This window comes from Pyxidicoccus sp. MSG2, from assembly GCF_026626705.1.
Classification (GTDB): domain Bacteria; phylum Myxococcota; class Myxococcia; order Myxococcales; family Myxococcaceae; genus Myxococcus.
The window spans coordinates 4025047-4043656 of sequence record NZ_JAPNKC010000001.1 but is presented as its reverse complement, the minus strand read 5'-3'; the positions used below and the strand labels follow the sequence as shown (position 1 = coordinate 4043656).

Here is an 18610-nt window from a genome sequence, read left to right as displayed (position 1 = left end):
TCCCATCACCCCGTATGCTCGCCCACGCCATGTCCTCGACCCTGAAAGCCCGAAGTGCGCTCGCCGCGGCCTCGTTGCTGCTGACGACCCCCGCGCTCGCGCAGGAACCCCAGGCCGGCGCGCCTCCCGCGGAAGCCGCGCAGGCCCACCAGCCCACGATTACGAAGCCTCCCGAACTGGTGCAGCCGGTGGAGGCGCAGTATCCACCCGAGGCACTCGCGCAGGGCCTCACCGCCTCCGTGCGCCTCATCATCACCATCGCCGAGGACGGCGCGGTGTCGGACGTGCAGCCCACGGAAGCGGTGGGCAACGGCTTCGACGAGGCGGCCATCGCCGCCGTGCGCCAGTTCCGCTTCTCGCCCGCGGAGGTGGACGGCGTCCCCTCGCCGGTGCAGGTGGAGTACGTCTACCACTTCACCCTCAACGCCCCGCCCCCGGCGGAGGGCGAGACTCCGGCGGCCGAGCAGGAGGCTCCGAAGGCCACCCTCACCGGCCAGCTGATTTCGCGCGGCAGCCGCTCGCGCGTGGCGGGCGCCACCGTGCGCTGCGGTGACGACCCGGAGGCGCCCGAGGCCACCTCCGACGCGGAAGGCCGCTTCACCCTCGAGGTACCGCCGGGCGAGTGCGCGGTGCGCGTGGTGGCGTCCGGCTACCAGCTCTACCAGACGAAGGAATTGCTCAAGGAGAACGAGACGACGGAGGTGAACTTCTACCTCGCCCCGTCGGGTGGCGCGCTGGAGACGGTGGTGCGCTCGGAGCGGCCGAAGAAGGAAGTGGTGCGTCGCACGATTACGCGCGAGGAGGCGCAGAAGACGCCGGGCACCTTCGGCGACCCCATCCGCGTCATCCAGGCGCTGCCGGGCGTGGCGCGCGCCCCCTTCATCTCCGGCGAGCTGCTGGTGCGTGGCTCCAACCCCGGCCAGACGGCGACGATGATGGACGGGGTCAGCATCCCCATCCTCTTCCACCTGCTCGGTGGCCCCTCGGTGGTGAATGCCGAGTTCATCGACCAGCTCGACTTCTACCCGGGCGGCTACGGCAGCCAGTACGGCCGCGCGGTGGGCGGCGTCGTCGAGGTGGGCACGCGCAAGGGCGCGGCGGATACGCTCCACGGCTCGGTGAAGGTGGACGTGCTGGACGCGGGCTTCTTCCTCGAGGCCCCGATTACGGATGGCATCAGCGTGGCCGCCGCGGCCCGGCGCTCGTACATCGACACGCTGCTGCCCGCCTTCCTTCCCAAGAATGAAGGCTCGACGCTCTCCGTGGTGCCGAAGTACTGGGACTACCAGCTGCGCGTGGACTTCGGCGCGAAGCGCGGCGCCCCCACCGAAACAGACGCGGGCGGCGCGCGCAGCAGCGGCTACGTCATGGCCTTCGGCAGCGACGACCAGCTGCGCGTGGTGTCCGGGGGGCCGAAGACGGAGCGTGATTTGTCGCTGGACACGCGCACCCTCTTCCACCGGGTGAAGGGTGACTGGACATACCGCAAGGGCGCGCTCACCTCCGTCTTCACGCCGTACGTGGGCTACGACGGCATCAGCTTCGCGTTCGGCGCCGCGAAGCAGGACGGCGTGGGGTACACGGTGGGCGCGCGCGAGGTGGTGGGCATGGAGCTGTCCCCCGCGCTCACCGTGCGCACCGGCCTGGACATGGTCTACGAGCACCAGTCCTACGACGTGCAGTTCCCCGCCCCGGAGGACTTCGAGTACGTGGCCTTCCCCGGCGCCGAGTCCGTCGGAGAGGTGCTGGTGGAGCACCTGGCGCTCGGCGGCTTCGACGGTGCGCTCTTCCTCGAAGCCGACATGAAGGTGGGGAAGTTCACCTTCACCCCGGGCGTGCGCGGCAACCTCCAGCTGGTGGGGGACACGCAGAACATCGCGTTGGATCCACGGCTCTGGGTGCGCTTCGCGGCCACCGAGCGCACCAGCCTCAAGGGCTCGCTCGGCCTCTACAGCCAGCCGCCGGAGACGTTCCGCTTCATCAGCCTGCCGTACGGCAACCCGGACCTCATCTACCAGCGCGCGTTCCAGAGCAGCCTCGGCGTGGAGCACCGCTTCACCGACGTGCTCAACGTGGACGTGACGGGCTTCTTCAACCGCCGCTTCAAGAACATCGCGCTGCCCGGCCAGCTGGTGGAGCGCGAGGGCGGGGGCATCGTCCAGCTGCCCTACTCCAACGACGGCATCGGCCAGGCCTGGGGCATCGAGCTGATGGCGAAGAAGGACCGCGCGTCCGCGACGGACAAGTGGTCCGGCTGGATTTCGTACACCTTCAGCCGCGCCCTGGACGGACGCGCCGGGCCGATGCCCGACGGCGGCGGGGGCTTCGGCGGAGGAGGGTTTGGCGACAACTCGGACGAGACGTATGGCCTGAGCCCCTGGGACCAGACGCACATCCTCACGCTGGTGGGCAGCTACATCCTGGGCAACGGCTGGGAGGTGGGCGGCCGCTTCCGCTACACCACCGGCCGGCCGTCGACGCCGCTCGACCACCAGTATGACGTGTACCAGTCCGACCCGAACAACTACAGCCCCACGTTCGGCCCGTACGCGTCGGCTCGCTCGTCCGGCTTCCACCAGTTGGACGTGCGCGTGGACAAGAGCTTCCAGTTCCAGAACTGGACGCTGACGGCCTACCTCGACGTGCAGAACCTCTACAACGCCGAGAACGCCGAGTTCGTCTTCAACGATTACCGCGGCCGGCGCGAGTACGAGGTGCCCGGCATTCCCATCCTCCCCGTGGTGGGCCTGAAAGGAAGCTTCTGACATGAAGGCCCTGCTCAAGTGCGCCAGCCTCCTGCTCACGCTCGGCGCTGTCGCCTGCATCGACCCCGAGGACCAGCCGTCGAAGGTGCACGACTTCCGTGTGCTCGGCATCTCCACCGAGAAGCCGGAGCTGTATGCCTCCACCTGCGAGCAGACGCCGGAGGCGTTTGACCAGCTCGCGGAGGAAATCACCTACCGCGCCCTGCTGGTGGACCCCGCTGGCGAGGGACGCCCCATCCGCTACGAGCTGTGGGCGTGCGCGGACACGGACGACACCACCTGCTCGGATGCGGCGAGCCGCGCGAAGCTCGCGGAGGGCACGACGACGGTGGGCGAGCTGGTGCTCCCCATCCGTCCCGGCGCGGTCCGGGTGGGGGACGACCGGCTGCTGCTGGAGCGCGTGCTCGAGGAGGACCCGTACAAGGGGCTGGGCGGCATCCGCATGCCGCTGGTGCTCCACGTGACGGCGGGCGACGAGGAGGTCTACGCGCAGAAGCTGATGGTCTTCTGGTGCCCGCTGGTGGAGGGCATGAAGGAGAACGTGCAGCCGGTGCTTCCGGGCCTGCGCGTGGACGACGCGCCCTGGGAGGAGGGCACGCCGCTGGAGCTGAGCGGCCCCGGCCCCTTCGTCATGACGTCCGACGACGTGTCCGGGCTGGAGGAGACGTACGTGGTGCCGGGCCTGCGGCTCAACGCCGTCACGCTCAAGGAGGCCTGGGAGATTTCCTGGCACACCACGCTGGGCGAGTTCTCCCCGCAGGTGACGGGCGGCGCGGACTTCGGCGGCCAGCAGGGGCGGCACCGCACGGAGTGGGAGCCGGCCGAGGGCGCGACGGCGCAGGACGTGACGTTCTGGGCGGTGGTGCGCGACGGCCGGGGCGGCAGCTCCTGGCTGGTGCGCCGCGCCCGCTGGAGTCCGTAGCGCGCGGGGGGGGGGGCGCGGGGGGCGGCCAAACGAGGTATGCCACCGGCGCTCATGTGACGCCGGGCCGGGGCTGGCACGGAGCGGGATGCGGATGATGAGACGCACCACAGGGCATGGGTGGGGACGCGTGGCCGGGCTGGTGGCGGCCGCGTGGCTGGGCCTGTGCCTCTTCGCTCCGGAGGCCGCCGCCGTCCAATCGGTGGAGGAGCCCGGGGCCACGCTGCGCCGCTTCGCGCTCGTCGTCGGCTCCAGCGAGGGCGGCCCGGGCCGCGAGCGGCTGCGCTATGCGGGCTCGGACGCGCTGGCGATGTCGCGCGTGCTGGAGGAGCTGGGCGGCGTGGCGGTGGCGGACCGGGTGCTGCTGCTGGAGGCGGACCAACACGCGCTGGAAGCGGCGCTGCAGCAGACGAAGACGCTGGTGGAGGCGGCGGAGGCGCCGGGCGTGCGGCGCGAGCTGGTGCTGTACTACTCGGGCCACTCGGACGGGGACGGCCTGCTGCCGCGCGGCGAGCGCTTCTCCTACGACGACTTGCGGCGCGCGCTGGGCGCTGTGCCGGCGGACGTGCGCATCGCCATCCTCGACTCGTGCGGCTCCGGCGCGCTCACCCGCTACAAGGGCGGCGTGCGCCGGCCGGCCTTCCTCACGGACGCGTCGTCGCAGGTGCGGGGCCACGCCTACCTCGCGTCCAGCTCGGCGGATGAAGTCGCGCAGGAGTCGGACAGCATCGGCGCGTCCTTCTTCACGCACTTCCTCGTCACCGGCCTGCGCGGTGCGGCGGACGCCAGCGGCGACGGGCGGGTGACGCTGCACGAGGCCTACCAGTTCGCCTTCCACGAGACGCTCGCGCGCACGGAGCGCTCCCAGGGAGGCCCGCAGCACGCGGCCTACGACATCCAGCTCGCGGGCAGCGGGGATTTGGTGATGACGGACCTGCGCGGCTCCAGCGTGCGGCTGGCGGTGGCGGAGGATGTGCAGGGCCGCCTCTTCGTGCGCGACTGGGGCAACCAGCTCGTCGCGGAGCTGCAGAAGCCCGGTGGGCGGCGCCTCGCGCTAGGGCTGGCGGCCGGCCGCTACACCTTCGTGCTGGAGCGCCCCTCGCAGCGCTTCGAAGCGGAGCTGGCGGTGTCCTCGAAGGGGGGCGCGGAGCTGCGCGCGGAGCACTTCGTCCCGGTGACGCTGACGCGCACGGCGGCGCGCGGCGGCGGCGAGCCCATGGCCGCGGTGGCCGACGCGCCCATGCCCTCGGTGGACGTGCCCACGGTGCCGCTGAACCTGTCGCTGGTGCCGCCGCTGGCGAGCACCGCGCTGTGGGGCGGCAGTGGCCTCAACCACGTGGCGCTGGGCGCGCTGGCGGTGCGCTCGCTCCAACTGCGCGGGCTGGGGGCGGCCGGCGGTCTGGGGTGGGTGGACGGGACGATGGAGGGGTTCCAGGTCTCCGGCATCGCCAACGTCGCGGGCGGCGAGGTGCTCGGGCTGCAGGCGGCGATTGGCGGCAACCTCGCGTTCGCGGGCGGCACGGGAGGCCAGGTGTCCGCCGTCTTCAACAGCGCCGAGGGCGACTACACGGGCTTCCAACTCAGCACCACCGCCAACCGCGCGTCGGCGAAGCTGCGCGGGTTCCAGGCCGCGGGGGGCATCAACCTGGCGGAGCGGCTTGCCGGGGCACAGGTGGGGCTCATCAACATCTCGGGGGACGTGGCGGGCGCGCAGGTGGGGCTCATCAACGTGGCGGCCAACGTGCGCGGCGTGCAGCTGGGGCTCATCAACATCGCGGACGACGTGTCGGTGCCCATCGGCATCCTGAGCATCGTGCGCAAGGGGCGGCTGGCCTTCGAGGTGTCCGCCGATGACGTGCTCCCGCTGTCGGTGAGCATCAAGTATGGCAGCCGCACCGTGTACGTGCTCGTCACGGAGGGGGCGCGGCTGGAGGACCGCTCCGTGCGCACGCTCACGCTGATAGGGCTGGGCGTGCACTTCCCACTGGGCGCTTCGGAGCGGTACTACCTGGACGTGGACGTCGGCACCCAGTTCATCGGCGAGGACTGGGACGGCTCGCTGAGCCGGCTGCGCGCCATGGTGGGCTGGGAGCTGAAGCGGCGCTTCGCCCTCTTCGTCGGCGTCTCCCTCAACGTGTACGAGCCCTCCTCCGGTGAGGAGGACCCGGACGTCAGCCCGCTGCCGCAGTGGAAGCTGGGGCGCGGGCCGGACGCGACGCGGATGTGGCCCGGCCTGTTGCTCGGCGTACGAATCTGAGCCGCGTGAATCCAAATGCATCGCTCCGGGGATTGGCCATGCGTGGACGGCCTCCAGCCCGGCGTCGCATGGTTCGGAGGGGAGGGCGTTCATGCGCGCCGAGCCGAGCTGGGCGGTGATGCTGGGCCTGCTGGTGGGCTGCGTTTCCAGCACCCCGGCGGCGAGTGTGACCGAGAGCTACTGGCGCACGGGCGACCATGTCCATGTGAGGGGGCCCTGGGCCGTTGTCACTCCATCGACCAATGTCGACGACGTCATCGACCAGCTATGCCCTGCCATCATGAAGCTGCCACGCTCGCAGGATGGCGAATATGGCCAAGCGTACTGCGGAGCCATCTATTCCCTGGGTGATGGCACGTACTACGCCAGCATGCCATCGCCCTTGGGAGAGCCAGTGCTCGTGGGACCCGCGAAGCGGAAGAAGTGCATTCCTCCTCGCTACGTCGCTGACGAGCGCGGCCGTCCCGCCGTCCTGGGGGACTTCCATAGCCACCCCTGGGCGCCATCGCAGATGAGTCCTGGCGACCGGATTTCTGCGACGCAACTCTGGAGCATTCGCATCCAGTTCGACAGGGCTTGCACAATCATGAAGCTCATCCCCTATGTCGAAAATGATGAGCGTCCTGGCGAGGTCTATCTGCGCAAGGAGAAGCGCTGGAAGCTGGTGGGCATCATCAGGCCGGAGGACAAGAGGTACGGTCTGGTGACGGCGGTAGGGAATGAATGACGCACGACGTGCGGACTTTTCAGTCGAGGCACCTTCCATGAAGCGCGCGCTGCCAGTCCTTTTCCTTCTTCTCCCCGCCTGTGCGCTGTTCCAGCGCCCACCACGTCCGCCACATGCGCCTCCGGAGGAGGCGGCAGCCGTGGAGCTCCCCCTCGCGCTCCCACTCGAAGGGCGGCAAATCATCGCGGGGACCTCGCTGAGAGCCATCCAGTTGGCGATGGAGGACTACCTTCCGTGGGACCACAAGCTCCCGACCGGAGCGACGCCACTCCAGGAATGTCTCTCGCGGCGTGAGTCCTACGATGTGGCGACTGCACCGGGCCCGGAAGGTGTCATGTACGTCAGCATCGTCCCCAACCCGGAGGCGTGTGACATCGGTGGGCCGCCCATCCTCGATGTGGGCGCCAGCTACGTCATCGACGTCCGGGGGTGGCGCATCCTCAAGGTGCAGCAGTAGTCCCTCGGTCGGGCGCCCGGCCCCCTATCACGCCTCCTGCATCAACCACTCCAGCAGGGCCTGTGGCGCGTCCACGTGGACGAAGTGGCCCGCGTCCGGGAGCGTGGCCACGGGACAGCCGGCGGCGACCATGCGCTCCGCGTCCGCGTCCGACACGTACTTCGCCTTCCCACCCCGGATGCAGCGCATGGGCGGGCGGCCCTGGCGCTCCACCGCCTCCCACAAATCCGTGCCGTTGACGCGCGAGTGCAATTCCGCCAGCGCCTGCCGGTCGAAGCGCCACTTCACGCCGTCCGGCTGGGTGACCAGGTTCATCAGCAGCCAGTCCGCCAGCGGCTCGGACAGGCCGCGCCCGGTCAGCTCCGCGCGCATCGCCCGGCGGTTGTCCGCGCGCGGCGGCGCCTGGAGCAGCACGCCCAGCACCTTGCCGCTCTCCGACAGGTCGCCCGGCACCGGGCCCGGGGTGATGTCCAGCAGCGTGACGCTCCGGACGGCCTCGGGCACGTGGAGGCTGCCGGCCAGCGACACGCGCCCGCCCAGCGAGTGGCCCACCCAGTCGAACGGACCGGAGATGCCCTGCGCGCGCGCCGTGTCCACCACGTCGCGGGCCAGGGTGAAGAGGTCCGCGCTGGCGGGCAGGGCCGGCGAGCTGCCATGGCCGGTGAGGTCCGGCAGCAGGAAGCGCCGGCGCGGGTCCGCCGCGCTCCAGGCCGCCGCCAGCGAGCGCAGATTCCGCCCCGTCCCGAGGAAGCCGTGCAGCATCACCGTGGGCACGTCGCCCTCACCCACCCCGAAGCTCTCGAGGACCATCTGCGAGACACCTTTCTATTCCGCCCCCGAGCGCCTTGACCCGGGGCACCGCGTGCCGCTTCATACCGCGAACCTTCTGCCTGACGAGGTCTCTCCGCGTGACCACTGTCTCCCTGCTGCTTCTCGCACTCGCCGCCGCCCCCGTGGGCACCTCCCCCGCCGACCCGAAGGCCGCCGTCGCCGCGGTGCTGGATGACTGGCACAAGGCCGCCGCCGCCGCGGACGAGCCGCGCTACTTCGGCCACTTCACCGCCGATGGCGTCTTCATGGGCACCGATGCCACCGAGCGGTGGACTCGAGACGAGTTCCGCGCCTGGTCCAAGCCCTACTTCTCCAAGGGCAAGGCGTGGAGCTTCAAGCCGGTGAAGCGCTTCATCTCCCTCTCGGCGGACGGCACGGTGGCCTGGTTCGACGAGACGCTCGACACGCCCAACCTGGGCCCCAGCCGCGGCAGCGGCGTGCTGGTGAAGGAGGGCAACGCCTGGAAGATTGCCCAGTACAACCTCTCCGTCCCCATTCCCAATGACCTGATGGGCGAAGTCACGAAGCGCGTCGCCGCCTACGAGAAGGCGCAGGCGGCGAAGCCCGCCCCCGCCACGCCGGCTCCCACGACGCCCGCGCCCGCGCCGAAGAAGTAGCCCTCTTCCGGGGTGAGGAAGGGAGTGGGAGTGCCACGGCCCCTGGGGTCGGACCCGGGTCGTGGCGCCCACTCCGCTCCTCACAAGCCGAAGGGATAGGTGTCGGGCGCGTCCTCCTCCTCGTGGCCGGAGTCGGCGTCGAGCGGCCGCAGGGCGCGCGTTTCGTCGTAGTGCAGCACGGCGTCGAACTGCGCGGGCAGGTCCGCGTGGAAGTAGTGGCTCCAGCGCTCGGTGCGCGGCGCATACACGACGCCGATGGCGCGCTCCAGCCGGCGCTCGTGCAGGCCGCCGGCCGCTTCGCCCAAATCTTCCATGCGCAGCAGGAAGGACGGCAGGCCCACCTCGTGGAAGAGGTGCTCGTAGCTGCCGGCCATGGCGGGTTGGATGCGGCGGCGCAGGCCCGGCTCGTCCCACTCGTGCGCGGCAATCACGACGCCGGTGTACGTGGTGAAGCCCACGTTGTACGTGGCGTCGCCGTGCCGCTCGCGCAGGAGCTGCCCCAGGTTCAGCTCGCCCTGGTCGCCCATCTGCGTGGCGCGTGCGTCGCCCAGGTGTGAGTTGTGCGCCCAGATGACCATGCGCGCTTTGCGCCCCTTGCGGGACAGGTGCTTCAGCAGCGCGTCCGCGGCATTTGCCATGTGCGTGTCGCGCAGGTTCCACCCCTCGTGACGGCCCGCGTACATGGCGCGGTAGTAGCCCTCCGCGTCGGCGGCGAGCTGGGCGTTCTGCTCGGCGAAGAAGCGCGCATCCTCGTCCCGCGTGTTGAGGGGCGCGCGCCGCTGTAGCTCCATCAACTGCGCCTGGACCGCGGCCTCACAGGTCTCCGCATGGGCGTAGGTGGTGGCCGCGCCGTAGGCCTGTGGCTCATAGCCGAAGTGGTCGAAGCAGGAGTAGCGCTCGCGGGCGCGCTGGGCGGCGGCGGGGTCCACCGTCTCCAGATAGGCCACCACCTCGCGCATGGACGCGTGGAGGCTGTAGAGGTCCAGCCCGTAGAAGCCGGCGCGGAACTCCGGGCCCACGCTGGCGTTGTGTGCGCGCAGCCAGGTGACCAGTTCCTCCACGTCGCGGTTGCGCCACATCCACTTGGGGAAGCGCTGGAAGTTGCCGAGCGCGCTCGCGGCGTTCCTGTCGTTGCCCTCACCGTGGACGAAGGCGTTGACGCGCAGGGCATCCGGCCAGTCCGCCTCCACGGCCACGGCGGTGAAGCCGTGCTCGGAGACGAGGCGGCGGGTGAGCGCGGCGCGGGCCTGGTAGAACTCGTGGGTGCCGTGGGTGGCCTCGCCCAGGAGGACGAAGCGCGCGTCGCCGATGCTCTCGAGGAGCGGCTCCAGGTCCTCGGACCTGCCACTCAGCGGGAGCGCGGCCGCTCGCACACCCTCCAGCAGGGCAGGCGAGGCGTCCTGCTCGTCCTCGAACGGGCTCGTACCCCGTGGCGGGCTCATGCCCTCAAAGGTGGGACGGCCAGGCGCCGCTGACCAGCGGCCTCCCACCGCAGACCGGAGGGCGGGCAGGGGAGCACGCCCCTGCGGCCCCGGCGTCAGTCGAGGGACTGCCCGGCCGGCTTGATGCCAATCGCAGCCTGCCGGGGTTTGCGGACGCCACCCGGTCGCTCCTGTACTTCAGGTGCATCGAGCGCGCTCAGCTCCGACGCGTGATGGCGGCCCCATTCGCAGAGCGACGCGATGATGGGCTGGAGGCTGAGGCCCAGCTTCGTCGCCGAGTACTCCACGCGCGGAGGCACTTGGGCGAAGACCTTGCGGTCAACGATGCCGTGCTCCTCCATCTCCCGAAGCTGCTGGACCAGGACCTTCTGGCTCGCGAGCGGCGCCAGGCGCCTGAGCTCCGAGAGGCGTTTCGGGCCTTCAAACAGGTAATAGAGAATGACCACCTTCCAACGGCCGCCGATGACCTTGAGTGCGCGCTCCGCTGGCAGGGGAGGAAGCTGTTTGAAGAGTGTCGGCATGGTTACCGCCAGGTTCGTATGGGGCGAACCGGTTCGTATGGGACGAAAGAGTATCTAGCGACGACCAGGGCCGTACGGCACATCTCTTTCACGGCACACCGTGAGCCGTTTGAAAGGGAGCCTCATGAGCACGACGAACGGCAGCACCGCTGCCCCCATTGCCCTCATCACTGGCGGCAGTCGCGGGCTTGGCAGGAGCATGGCCCTGACCCTCGCCGACCGCGGCGTCGATGTGATTCTCACCTACCGGACCTCGGTGAAGGAGGCGCGAGAGGTGGCGGCGCGGATTGAAGCCAAGGGACGCAAGGCCGCGGTTCTGCCCTTCGACGTCGGCAAGAGCGCGGGGTTCCAGGCGTTCGCCATGGCGGTGAAGGCCGAGCTCGCCAGCGTGTGGAAGCGCGAGCGCTTCGACTACCTGGTGAACAACGCCGGCACGGGTATCGGTGCCCCCTTCGCCGACACCACGGAGGAGCAGTTCGACGAGCTCTTGAACGTCCACCTCAAGGGCACGTTCTTCCTCGCGCAGAAGCTCCTGCCGCTCATCGCGGACGGCGGCCGGATTCTGAACGTGTCGACCGGCCTCGCGCGCTACACGTTCCCCGGCTACTCGGCCTATGCGGTGATGAAGGGCGGCGTCGAGGTCCTCACGCGATACATGGCCGCGGAGCTGGGACCGCGGCGCATCTCGGTCAACGTCATCGCTCCGGGCGGTATCGAGACCGACTTCGGCGGCGGAGCGATGCGCGACGTCGAGCTGCAGAAATTCGTCGCCTCGGAGACGGCGCTCGGTCGCGTGGGAGTGCCCGACGACATCGGCGGCATCGTGGCCATGCTGCTCGCCCCGGAGACCCGCTGGCTCACCGGCCAGCGAATCGAGGTGACGGGCGGCTTCAAGCTCTGAGTGGCCCTGCGTCAAGTCCTTCCAGCAGCGAGACTATTTTCGTCCGGGCCCGCGCCACCGCGGGCCCGGACGTGTCGTTTCAGCCACGACCCGGAAAGGGTTCGCGGGAGGTCTCCGCCCCCGTCCTGGAGGGAAGGAAGAATCCATTGCGCCCCTTGCTCCGGGGTGATTAGTAACCCGCCATGTTTCATTTCGTGGCCGGTTACACCCCCGGATATTCCCTCGCCCCCATGGATGGGGCGCGGATGGCCGCCACTGTCCCGACGTTCCGCCACGGTGCGCGAGAACGCCGGACGCTCCCGGCGCACCCATGTTGTCGTCGACAACGCAGCGGCGCGACTCGCGCCCCGGTCGATTCCCCGTAAGAGCCCGCGCGGACCTTCGTTCGCGGCCCTGAATTCCATCCACATCCCGGCTCCCCGGCGGACACACGTGTTCCGCGGGAGGGGCCCGGGCGGAGCCCTGCTCACGCCCTGAATCTCGACGCCGGCAGAACGCGGCGGCTCGCGGGAGCGCGAGTCGTCTCGTGCCGTCGTGTGCCTTCGCAGCAGAGGAGTCATCCATGAAGCTCAGACGTGTCGTGGTGGGAGCGGCCCTGGTCGCCCCGCTGGTGGTGGGTGGTTTCGTCCTGGCCCGGGACGGCAAGGGAGAGCAGTCAGGGCAGGGAGCCGCGCAACCGGCGGCCCCCGAAGTCGTGGTGGCAGAGGTCGTCACGAAGCCCCTGTCGGAGAGCGCGGAGTTCACCGGCGCGCTCGCCGCCGTGCAGAGCGTGGAGTTGCGTCCCCGCGTGGGCGGCTACATCGACTCCGTCCGCTTCGCCGAGGGCGGGCTGGTCAAGGCCGGGCAGGTGCTCTTCCAGCTCGACGCGCGCACCTACGAGGCCACGCTCTCTCGCGCGCAGGCCGACCTGCGCCAGTCCGAGGAGCGCAGCACCCTGGCGAAGAGCCGCTTCGAGCGCGGCGAGAAGCTCGTGGCTGAGCGCGTCATCTCCCAGAGTGACTTCGACGTGCTCAAGGCCGAGCACGCCGAGAGCCTCGCCCGCGTCGAGTCCGCCCGCGCCGCCGTGCGCTCCGCGGAAATCGACCTCCAGGACACCAAGGTCCGCGCGCCCATCAACGGCCGCGTGGGACAGGCGCTCGTAACGCCGGGCAACCTCGTCAGCGGCGGCACCGCCGGGGCCACGCTGCTCACCACCATCGTCTCGGTGGACCCGTTCTACGTCTACTTCGACGTGGACGAGCCCACCTACCTGCGCTTCGCCAGCGCCGGCCCCTCGGGCCGCCAGGCCGACGGGCGCATCCAGCCCGTGCCCGTGCGCGTGGCGCTGCTGGGCGAGGACGGCTTCCCCCACGAGGCGAAGCTCGACTTCCTGTCCAACAAGGTGGACTCCGGCACCGGCACCGCGCGGGCACGCGCCGTCCTGTCCAATCCCGACGGCCGGCTCACCCCGGGCCTCTTCGCGCGCGTGCGCCTGGAGACGGGCCCGTCCCGCGACACGGTCCTCATCGACGACCTGGCGGTGGGCACGGACCAGCAGGGCCGCTACGTGCTCGTGGTGGGCGCGGACGGGGCGCTGGAGCAGCGCCGCGTGGAGCTGGGCGCCAGCGACGGCGGCCTGCGCACGGTGGTGAAGGGCCTGTCGCCCGGCGAGCGCATCGTCCTCAAGGGCCTCGCCCGGCCCGGCATGAAGGTGACGCCGAAGCTCGTGGCGATGGCGAAGACGCAGCGCGCGGGGAGCGCCCGGCCATGAAGTTCGCCCACTTCTTCGTCGACCGGCCCATCTTCGCGGCCGTGCTCTCCGTCCTCCTGCTCATCGCGGGAGGGCTCTCCATCGTCCAGCTTCCCCTCAGTGAGTACCCCGCCGTCGCGCCGCCCACGGTGGTGGTGCGCGCGGCCTACCCCGGCGCCAACCCGCGCGTCATCGCGGAGACGGTGGCCGCGCCGCTGGAGCAGGAAATCAACGGCGTGGAGGGCATGCTCTACATGTCCTCGCAGTCCACCAGCGACGGCCGCGTGTCCCTCACGGTGACGTTCGCCCAGGGCGTGGACGCGGACCTCGCGCAGGTGCAGGTGCAGAACCGCGTGGCGCGCGCGCTGCCGCGCCTGCCGCAGGAGGTGCAGCGGCTGGGCGTGCTCACGGAGAAGACGAGCACGGACATCCTGATGGTGGTGCACCTCGTCTCCCCGGACGCGTCACTGGAGCCGCTCTACCTCTCCAACTACGCGGTGCTCCAGGTGAAGGACGTGCTCCAGCGCATCCCCGGCGTGGGCAGCGTCGTGGTGTGGGGCGCGGGCGAGTACAGCATGCGCATCTGGTTGGACCCGCAGAAGCTGGCCTCGCGCAAGCTCACCGCGAGCGACGCGGTGGCCGCCATCCGTGAGCAGAACGTGCAGGTGGCCGCGGGCGTCGTCGGGCAGCAGCCGGACGCCAGCTCCGCGTTTCAAATCACCGTCACCACGCAGGGCCGGCTCGCCGACGAGCAGCAGTTCGGCGACATCGTCCTCAAGGTGGGCGAGGGCGGCCAGGTGACGCGCCTGCGCGACGTGGCCCGGGTGGAGATGGGGGCCAGCAGCTACGGGCTGAAGGCGCTCCTGGACGGCAAGCCGGCGGTGGCCATTGGCATCAACCAGGCCTCCGGCTCCAACGCGCTCGAAGTCTCTGCCGCCGTGCGCGAGCGCGTGGCGGAGTTGAGCGCGGCCTTCCCGAAGGGCATGGAGTACCGCGTCGCGTATGACCCGACCTTCTTCGTGCGCGCCTCCATCAAGAACGTGGTGACCACGCTGCTGGAGGCCGTGTTCCTCGTGGTGCTGGTGGTGGTGCTCTTCCTCCAGACGTGGCGCGCGTCCATCATCCCGCTCGCGGCGGTGCCGGTGTCGCTGGTGGGCACGGCGGCGGTGATGCACCTGTTGGGCTTCTCGCTCAACACGCTGTCACTCTTCGGACTGGTGCTCTCCATCGGCATCGTGGTGGATGACGCCATCGTCGTCGTGGAGAACGTCGAGCGGCACATCTCGCTGGGGGCCAGTCCGAAGGAGGCGGCCCGCAGGGCGATGACGGAGGTGACGGGGCCCATCATCGCGATTACGTCGGTGCTGGCGGCCGTCTTCATCCCCACCGCGTTCCTCGGCGGCCTCACCGGCCAGTTTTACCGGCAGTTCGCCCTCACCATCGCCATCTCCACGCTGCTGTCCGCCTTCAACTCGCTCACGCTGAGCCCGGCGCTGGCGGGCGTGCTGCTGCGCTCGCACCATGGCCGCAAGGACGCCCTCACGCGCTTCATGGACTGGTCGCTGGGGGGCCGGCTCTTCAAGCCCTTCAACCGCTTCTTCGAGCGCGCGTCGGAAGGCTACGTGCGCACGGTGAAGCGCGTGGTGCGCGTCAGCGCGGTGGCGCTGCTCATCTACGGCGGGCTGCTGGGGCTGACGTGGGCGGGCTTCGCGCACGTGCCCAAGGGCTTCGTCCCCATGCAGGACAAGTACTACCTCGTGGGCATTGCCCAGCTGCCGCCGGCCTCGTCGCTGGACAGGACGACGGACGTGGTGCGCCGCATGTCGGAGATTGCGCTGGCCGAGCCCGGCGTGGCCAACGTGATTGCGTTCTCCGGCCTGTCGGTGAATGGCTTCGTCAACGCGCCCAACGCGGCGGTGGTCTTCACCGCGCTCGATACCTTCGAGAAGCGGCAGTCGCCGGAGCTGTCGGCGAACGCGATTGCCGGGCGCCTCCAGGCGAAGTTCAGCACCATCCAGGAAGGCTTCACCGCCATCTTCCCGCCCCCGCCGGTGCCGGGCATGGGCGCGCTGGCGGGCTTCAAGCTCCAACTGGAGGACCGCGCGGGCCTGGGCCCCGAGGCGCTCTACGAGGCCGCGCAGGCCCTGTCGCGGCGGGCCGCCCAGGAGCCGGAGGTGGCGGGGCTGATGACGGGCTTCGAAATCAACGTGCCCCAGCTCCAGCTCGACGTGGACCGGGTGAAGGCGAAGACGCAGGGCGTGCCGCTCGGGGACATCTTCGACACGCTGCAAATCCACCTGGGCTCGCTCTACGTGAATGACTTCAACCGCTTCGGGCGCACCTACCAGGTGAATGTGCAGGCGGACGCGCCGTACCGCATGCAGGCGGAGGACATCGGCCGGCTCCAGGTGCGCAATGCGCAGGGCGGCATGGTGCCGCTGGCGTCACTCGTCAACGTGGCGCCGTCCTTCGGACCGGACCAGGTGATGCGCTACAACGGCTACCCGTCCGCGGACCTCAATGGCATGGCCCGGCCGGGTGTCAGCACGGGAGCGGCGGTGGCGGCGATGGAGCGAGTCGCGGCGGAGACGCTTCCCGCCGGGATGAGCTTCGAGTGGACCGACCTCACCTACCAGGAGAAGCTCGCCGGCAAGGAAGGGCTGCTCGTCTTCCCGCTGGCCATCCTGCTCGCCTTCCTCATCCTCGCGGCGCAGTACAACAGCTGGACGCTGCCGCTGGCGGTGCTGCTGACGGTGCCCATGGCGCTGCTCAGCGCGATTGTCGGCGTGTGGCTCACGGGCGGGGAGAACAACATCTTCACGCAGATTGGCCTCGTGGTGCTCATCGGCCTCGCGGCGAAGAACGCCATCCTCATCGTCGAGTTCGCCCGCTCCAAGGAGGACGAGGGCATGGGCGTGGCGCAGGCGGCGCTCGAGGCATGCCGGCTGCGGCTGCGGCCCATCCTGATGACGTCGGTGGCCTTCATCATGGGCGTGGTGCCGCTCGCGACGGCCACGGGCGCGGGCTCGGAGATGCGGCAGGCGATGGGCGTGGCGGTGCTCGCCGGCATGCTTGGGGTGACGCTCTTCGGCCTGGTGCTGACGCCCATCTTCTACATCGTCATCCGCAAGCTGGAGCTACGCCGGGCCGAGCCGGAGCCCGCGCCGGTTCCTCCCGGAGCCACGGGCGCACCGGGGCACTGAAGCAGGAACGCAGCCGCGCCGGGCGGGGAAGTGGGACTTCGCCCGGCACGGTGTCTTTCATGGGGACAGGTGGCGCTCGGCCTCCGGATGGGGGCCCTCGCGCTACCACCCCGGGGCCGAGCGGAGCAGCAGCTCCACCGCGGCCCGGACTCGGGGCGCCAGGCCCCGGGCCTCGCGCGTGGCCAGGTGGAGCCGGTTGAGCACGGGCCGGGCAGGCCGCATCAGCTCCACCAGCGAGCCCCGCTGCAAGGCGCCCTCGCACAGGTAGCGGGGCAGCACCGTCATGCCCGCGCCTCCTTCGGCCAGGGCCATCACCGCGCGGAGGTCTGGCACGGCGGCGCGTGCGCTTCCGCGGACACGGGCGCCGAAAGCATCTCGGAAGAATCGCCGCAGCAGCGGAAGGTCGCCCGCGTAGGCCAGCCACGGCACGTCCGCGAGCAGCGCCTCTCCGCCCGCCGCCTCCAGCGCCTTGCGTGGCAGCCGCTCCGCCCAGTCCGGGGCGCCCACCAGCACCAGCTCCTCGTCATAGAGGACCTGGTACACCAGCCCGCGCGCGGCCACCTTGCGCGAGGCCACCACCAGGTCCAGCTCGCCCGCGCCGAGCGCCTCGAGCAGCGGCGTCACCACGTCCAGCCGCACCTGGAGCGTCAGGCCCCGGGCCACCAGCGGCGCGAGCGCCGGGAGCACCTTCGCCGCCAGCAGCTCCGCCGGTCCGCCCAGGTAGAGCGTCCCCTCCAGCGCCGTGTTGCCCGCCCGCATCGCGTCCACGAGGGTGTCCAGCGCGTCCACGTGCGCGGCGGCCGCCTGCGCGAGGTCGTGCCCCGCGGGCGTCGGCACCACGCCGCGCGCCCGTCGCGTGAAGAGGGGCCGTCCCAGCCGCGCCTCCAACGCCTGGAGGTGCGCGGACAGCGCCGGCTGCGTGAGGTGCACCGTGGTGGCCGCGCGGGAGATGGAGCCCGCCCGGTAGATGGCGAGGAACGAGTGGAGCAGGTCCAGCTCAGCCATGAAAAATCCTATCGCTCGCAGTCGGAAGGCCGATGGGCGCCCGGCGTCCCCGCCTCATACCTTGCAGCGCCATGAACGGCACCCACTCACTCCGCTGGCTCGGCCTGCTCGCCGTGGCGCTCCTTGCCACGGGCGCAGGTCCCCAGGCTTCCCCTTCCCCTCGAGGAAACAAACCCATGCGCATCCTCATCGTCCTCACCAGCCACGACACCCTCGGCGACACCGGACGGAAGACGGGCTTCTACCTGTCCGAACTCACCCACGCGCTCGACGTCTTCACCCGCGCCGGCCTGGAGGTGGACTACGTCAGCCCCAAGGGCGGACGGGCGCCGATGGACGGCGTGTCACGCGACGATGCCCTCAATCGCGCCTTCCTCGACGACGCGCGGCAACTGGCGCGCCTGGAGACGACGCTGCGCCCGGAGCAGGTGGAGCCCGCGCGGTATGCCGCCATCTACGTGCCGGGCGGGCACGGGACGATGTTCGATTTGCCGCAAGACGCGCGCCTCAATGCGCTCATCGGCGCCCTCTACGCGCGCGGCGGAGCGGTGGCTGCGGTGTGCCACGGCCCCGCGGCGCTGGTGAACGCGAAGCTGCCGGACGGCGGCTACCTCGTGGCGGGGCGGGACGTGTCCGCCTTCACCAACGAGGAGGAGGCGGCGGTGAAGCTCACCCAGGTCGTGCCCTTCCTCCTGGAGTCGAAGCTCATCGAGCGCGGCGCGCGCTTCACGAAGGCGCCCGACTTCCAGCGGCACGTGGTGGTGAGCGAGCGGCTCGTCACCGGGCAGAACCCGGCGTCCGCCGCCGCCGTGGCCGAGGCGCTGGTGCGTGTACTCACGCCCCAGCGCCAGGCCACCGGCACCCGCTGACGGCGCGGGAGGCTAGTAACAGGAGCAGACGAGTCCCGGCTTGCTCATGTACGCGTGACAGGTGCCCGGTGCGCCGTTGCTCCGCACGCAGGGGGAGGTAGCGGGCAGGTTGGTGCACTCGGGAGCACTCAGGACGAAGTCCGGACAGATGAGGGTGGCGGCCTGCTCCTGGGACGCCTCGCTGGAGGCGGACTCGGACGAGGCCTCCTCCACCGGCCCTCCGCAGGCGGCGAGGGACAGGAAGGACAGCAGCATCAGGGCACGACGGGTCGTGGTGGTCATGGTGGGACAAAATATAGAGCGGTGTTCTGACGTCTCACAGGAACCTCGCCCCGTCCCAGTCTCTTCAAAAACTTCAGTGTGC

The 18610-nt window shown here is 70.5% G+C and carries 15 protein-coding genes; 10 read left to right on the top strand and 5 right to left on the bottom strand.

Annotated features, from left to right (window positions below):
- Positions 1 to 29: 29 nt before the first annotated feature.
- The 5 genes from OV427_RS15270 (at position 30) to OV427_RS15250 (ending at position 7128) form a co-directional block, all read left to right on the top strand.
- Positions 30 to 2765: a TonB family protein gene (locus OV427_RS15270; RefSeq protein WP_267856841.1), complete on the top strand. Its 2736-nt coding sequence runs from the start codon at positions 30 to 32 to the stop codon at positions 2763 to 2765.
- Between the two features lies 1 nt (position 2766).
- Positions 2767 to 3687 (top strand): hypothetical protein, encoded by a 921-nt coding sequence (locus tag OV427_RS15265; RefSeq protein WP_267856840.1) that lies wholly within the window; start codon positions 2767 to 2769, stop codon positions 3685 to 3687.
- A gap of 94 nt (positions 3688 to 3781) precedes the next feature.
- A complete protein-coding gene (locus OV427_RS15260; protein WP_267856839.1) occupies positions 3782 to 5944 on the top strand; it encodes a caspase family protein in 2163 nt (720 codons plus the stop codon).
- A 91-nt stretch (positions 5945 to 6035) separates the two neighbouring features.
- The gene (locus tag OV427_RS15255) at positions 6036 to 6671 is read left to right on the top strand and encodes a hypothetical protein (protein WP_267856838.1); all 636 of its coding nucleotides are present in this window, start codon (positions 6036 to 6038) and stop codon (positions 6669 to 6671) included.
- A 37-nt stretch (positions 6672 to 6708) separates the two neighbouring features.
- A complete protein-coding gene (locus OV427_RS15250; RefSeq protein WP_267856837.1) occupies positions 6709 to 7128 on the top strand; it encodes a hypothetical protein in 420 nt (139 codons plus the stop codon).
- 27 nt (positions 7129 to 7155) lie between these two features.
- Here the strand turns inward: OV427_RS15250 and OV427_RS15245 are convergent, their stop codons facing one another.
- Positions 7156 to 7938, bottom strand: coding sequence for an alpha/beta fold hydrolase (locus tag OV427_RS15245; RefSeq protein ID WP_267856836.1), 783 nt, complete (start codon positions 7936 to 7938; stop codon positions 7156 to 7158).
- 98 nt (positions 7939 to 8036) lie between these two features.
- Here OV427_RS15245 and OV427_RS15240 point away from each other — a divergent pair, with 98 nt between their 5' ends.
- Positions 8037 to 8576 carry a nuclear transport factor 2 family protein gene (locus OV427_RS15240; protein WP_267856835.1) on the top strand — a complete coding sequence of 180 codons (540 nt, stop codon included), beginning with the start codon at positions 8037 to 8039 and terminating at the stop codon, positions 8574 to 8576.
- An 80-nt stretch (positions 8577 to 8656) separates the two neighbouring features.
- On the opposite strand, the gene OV427_RS15235 is transcribed toward OV427_RS15240, so the two are convergent.
- Together OV427_RS15235 and OV427_RS15230 are read right to left on the bottom strand one after the other, a co-directional pair.
- Positions 8657 to 10018: an erythromycin esterase family protein gene (locus OV427_RS15235; protein ID WP_267856834.1), complete on the bottom strand. Its 1362-nt coding sequence runs from the start codon at positions 10016 to 10018 to the stop codon at positions 8657 to 8659.
- Between the two features lie 95 nt (positions 10019 to 10113).
- Positions 10114 to 10539: a winged helix-turn-helix transcriptional regulator gene (locus OV427_RS15230; protein ID WP_267856833.1), complete on the bottom strand. Its 426-nt coding sequence runs from the start codon at positions 10537 to 10539 to the stop codon at positions 10114 to 10116.
- A 124-nt stretch (positions 10540 to 10663) separates the two neighbouring features.
- Here OV427_RS15230 and OV427_RS15225 point away from each other — a divergent pair, with 124 nt between their 5' ends.
- The 3 genes from OV427_RS15225 (at position 10664) to OV427_RS15215 (ending at position 16372) form a co-directional block, all read left to right on the top strand.
- The gene (locus OV427_RS15225; protein WP_267856832.1) at positions 10664 to 11440 is read left to right on the top strand and encodes an SDR family NAD(P)-dependent oxidoreductase; all 777 of its coding nucleotides are present in this window, start codon (positions 10664 to 10666) and stop codon (positions 11438 to 11440) included.
- Positions 11441 to 12002: 562 nt separating this feature from the next.
- The gene (locus OV427_RS15220; RefSeq protein ID WP_267856831.1) at positions 12003 to 13190 is read left to right on the top strand and encodes an efflux RND transporter periplasmic adaptor subunit; all 1188 of its coding nucleotides are present in this window, start codon (positions 12003 to 12005) and stop codon (positions 13188 to 13190) included.
- On the top strand, positions 13187 to 16372 hold the full coding sequence (locus tag OV427_RS15215; protein ID WP_267856830.1) for an efflux RND transporter permease subunit: 3186 nt from the start codon (positions 13187 to 13189) through the stop codon (positions 16370 to 16372). The genes OV427_RS15220 and OV427_RS15215 overlap by 4 nt, the downstream gene beginning before the upstream one ends.
- A gap of 102 nt (positions 16373 to 16474) precedes the next feature.
- Here the strand turns inward: OV427_RS15215 and OV427_RS15210 are convergent, their stop codons facing one another.
- Positions 16475 to 17377, bottom strand: coding sequence for a LysR family transcriptional regulator (locus OV427_RS15210; RefSeq protein WP_267856829.1), 903 nt, complete (start codon positions 17375 to 17377; stop codon positions 16475 to 16477).
- Positions 17378 to 17553: 176 nt separating this feature from the next.
- Between OV427_RS15210 and OV427_RS15205 the strand changes: the two genes are divergently transcribed.
- Positions 17554 to 18246 carry a type 1 glutamine amidotransferase domain-containing protein gene (locus tag OV427_RS15205; RefSeq protein WP_267856828.1) on the top strand — a complete coding sequence of 231 codons (693 nt, stop codon included), beginning with the start codon at positions 17554 to 17556 and terminating at the stop codon, positions 18244 to 18246.
- A gap of 12 nt (positions 18247 to 18258) precedes the next feature.
- Here OV427_RS15205 and OV427_RS15200 read toward each other — a convergent pair whose 3' ends face one another.
- Positions 18259 to 18528 carry a hypothetical protein gene (locus tag OV427_RS15200; RefSeq protein ID WP_267856827.1) on the bottom strand — a complete coding sequence of 90 codons (270 nt, stop codon included), beginning with the start codon at positions 18526 to 18528 and terminating at the stop codon, positions 18259 to 18261.
- Between the last annotated feature and the right edge of the window lie 82 nt (positions 18529 to 18610).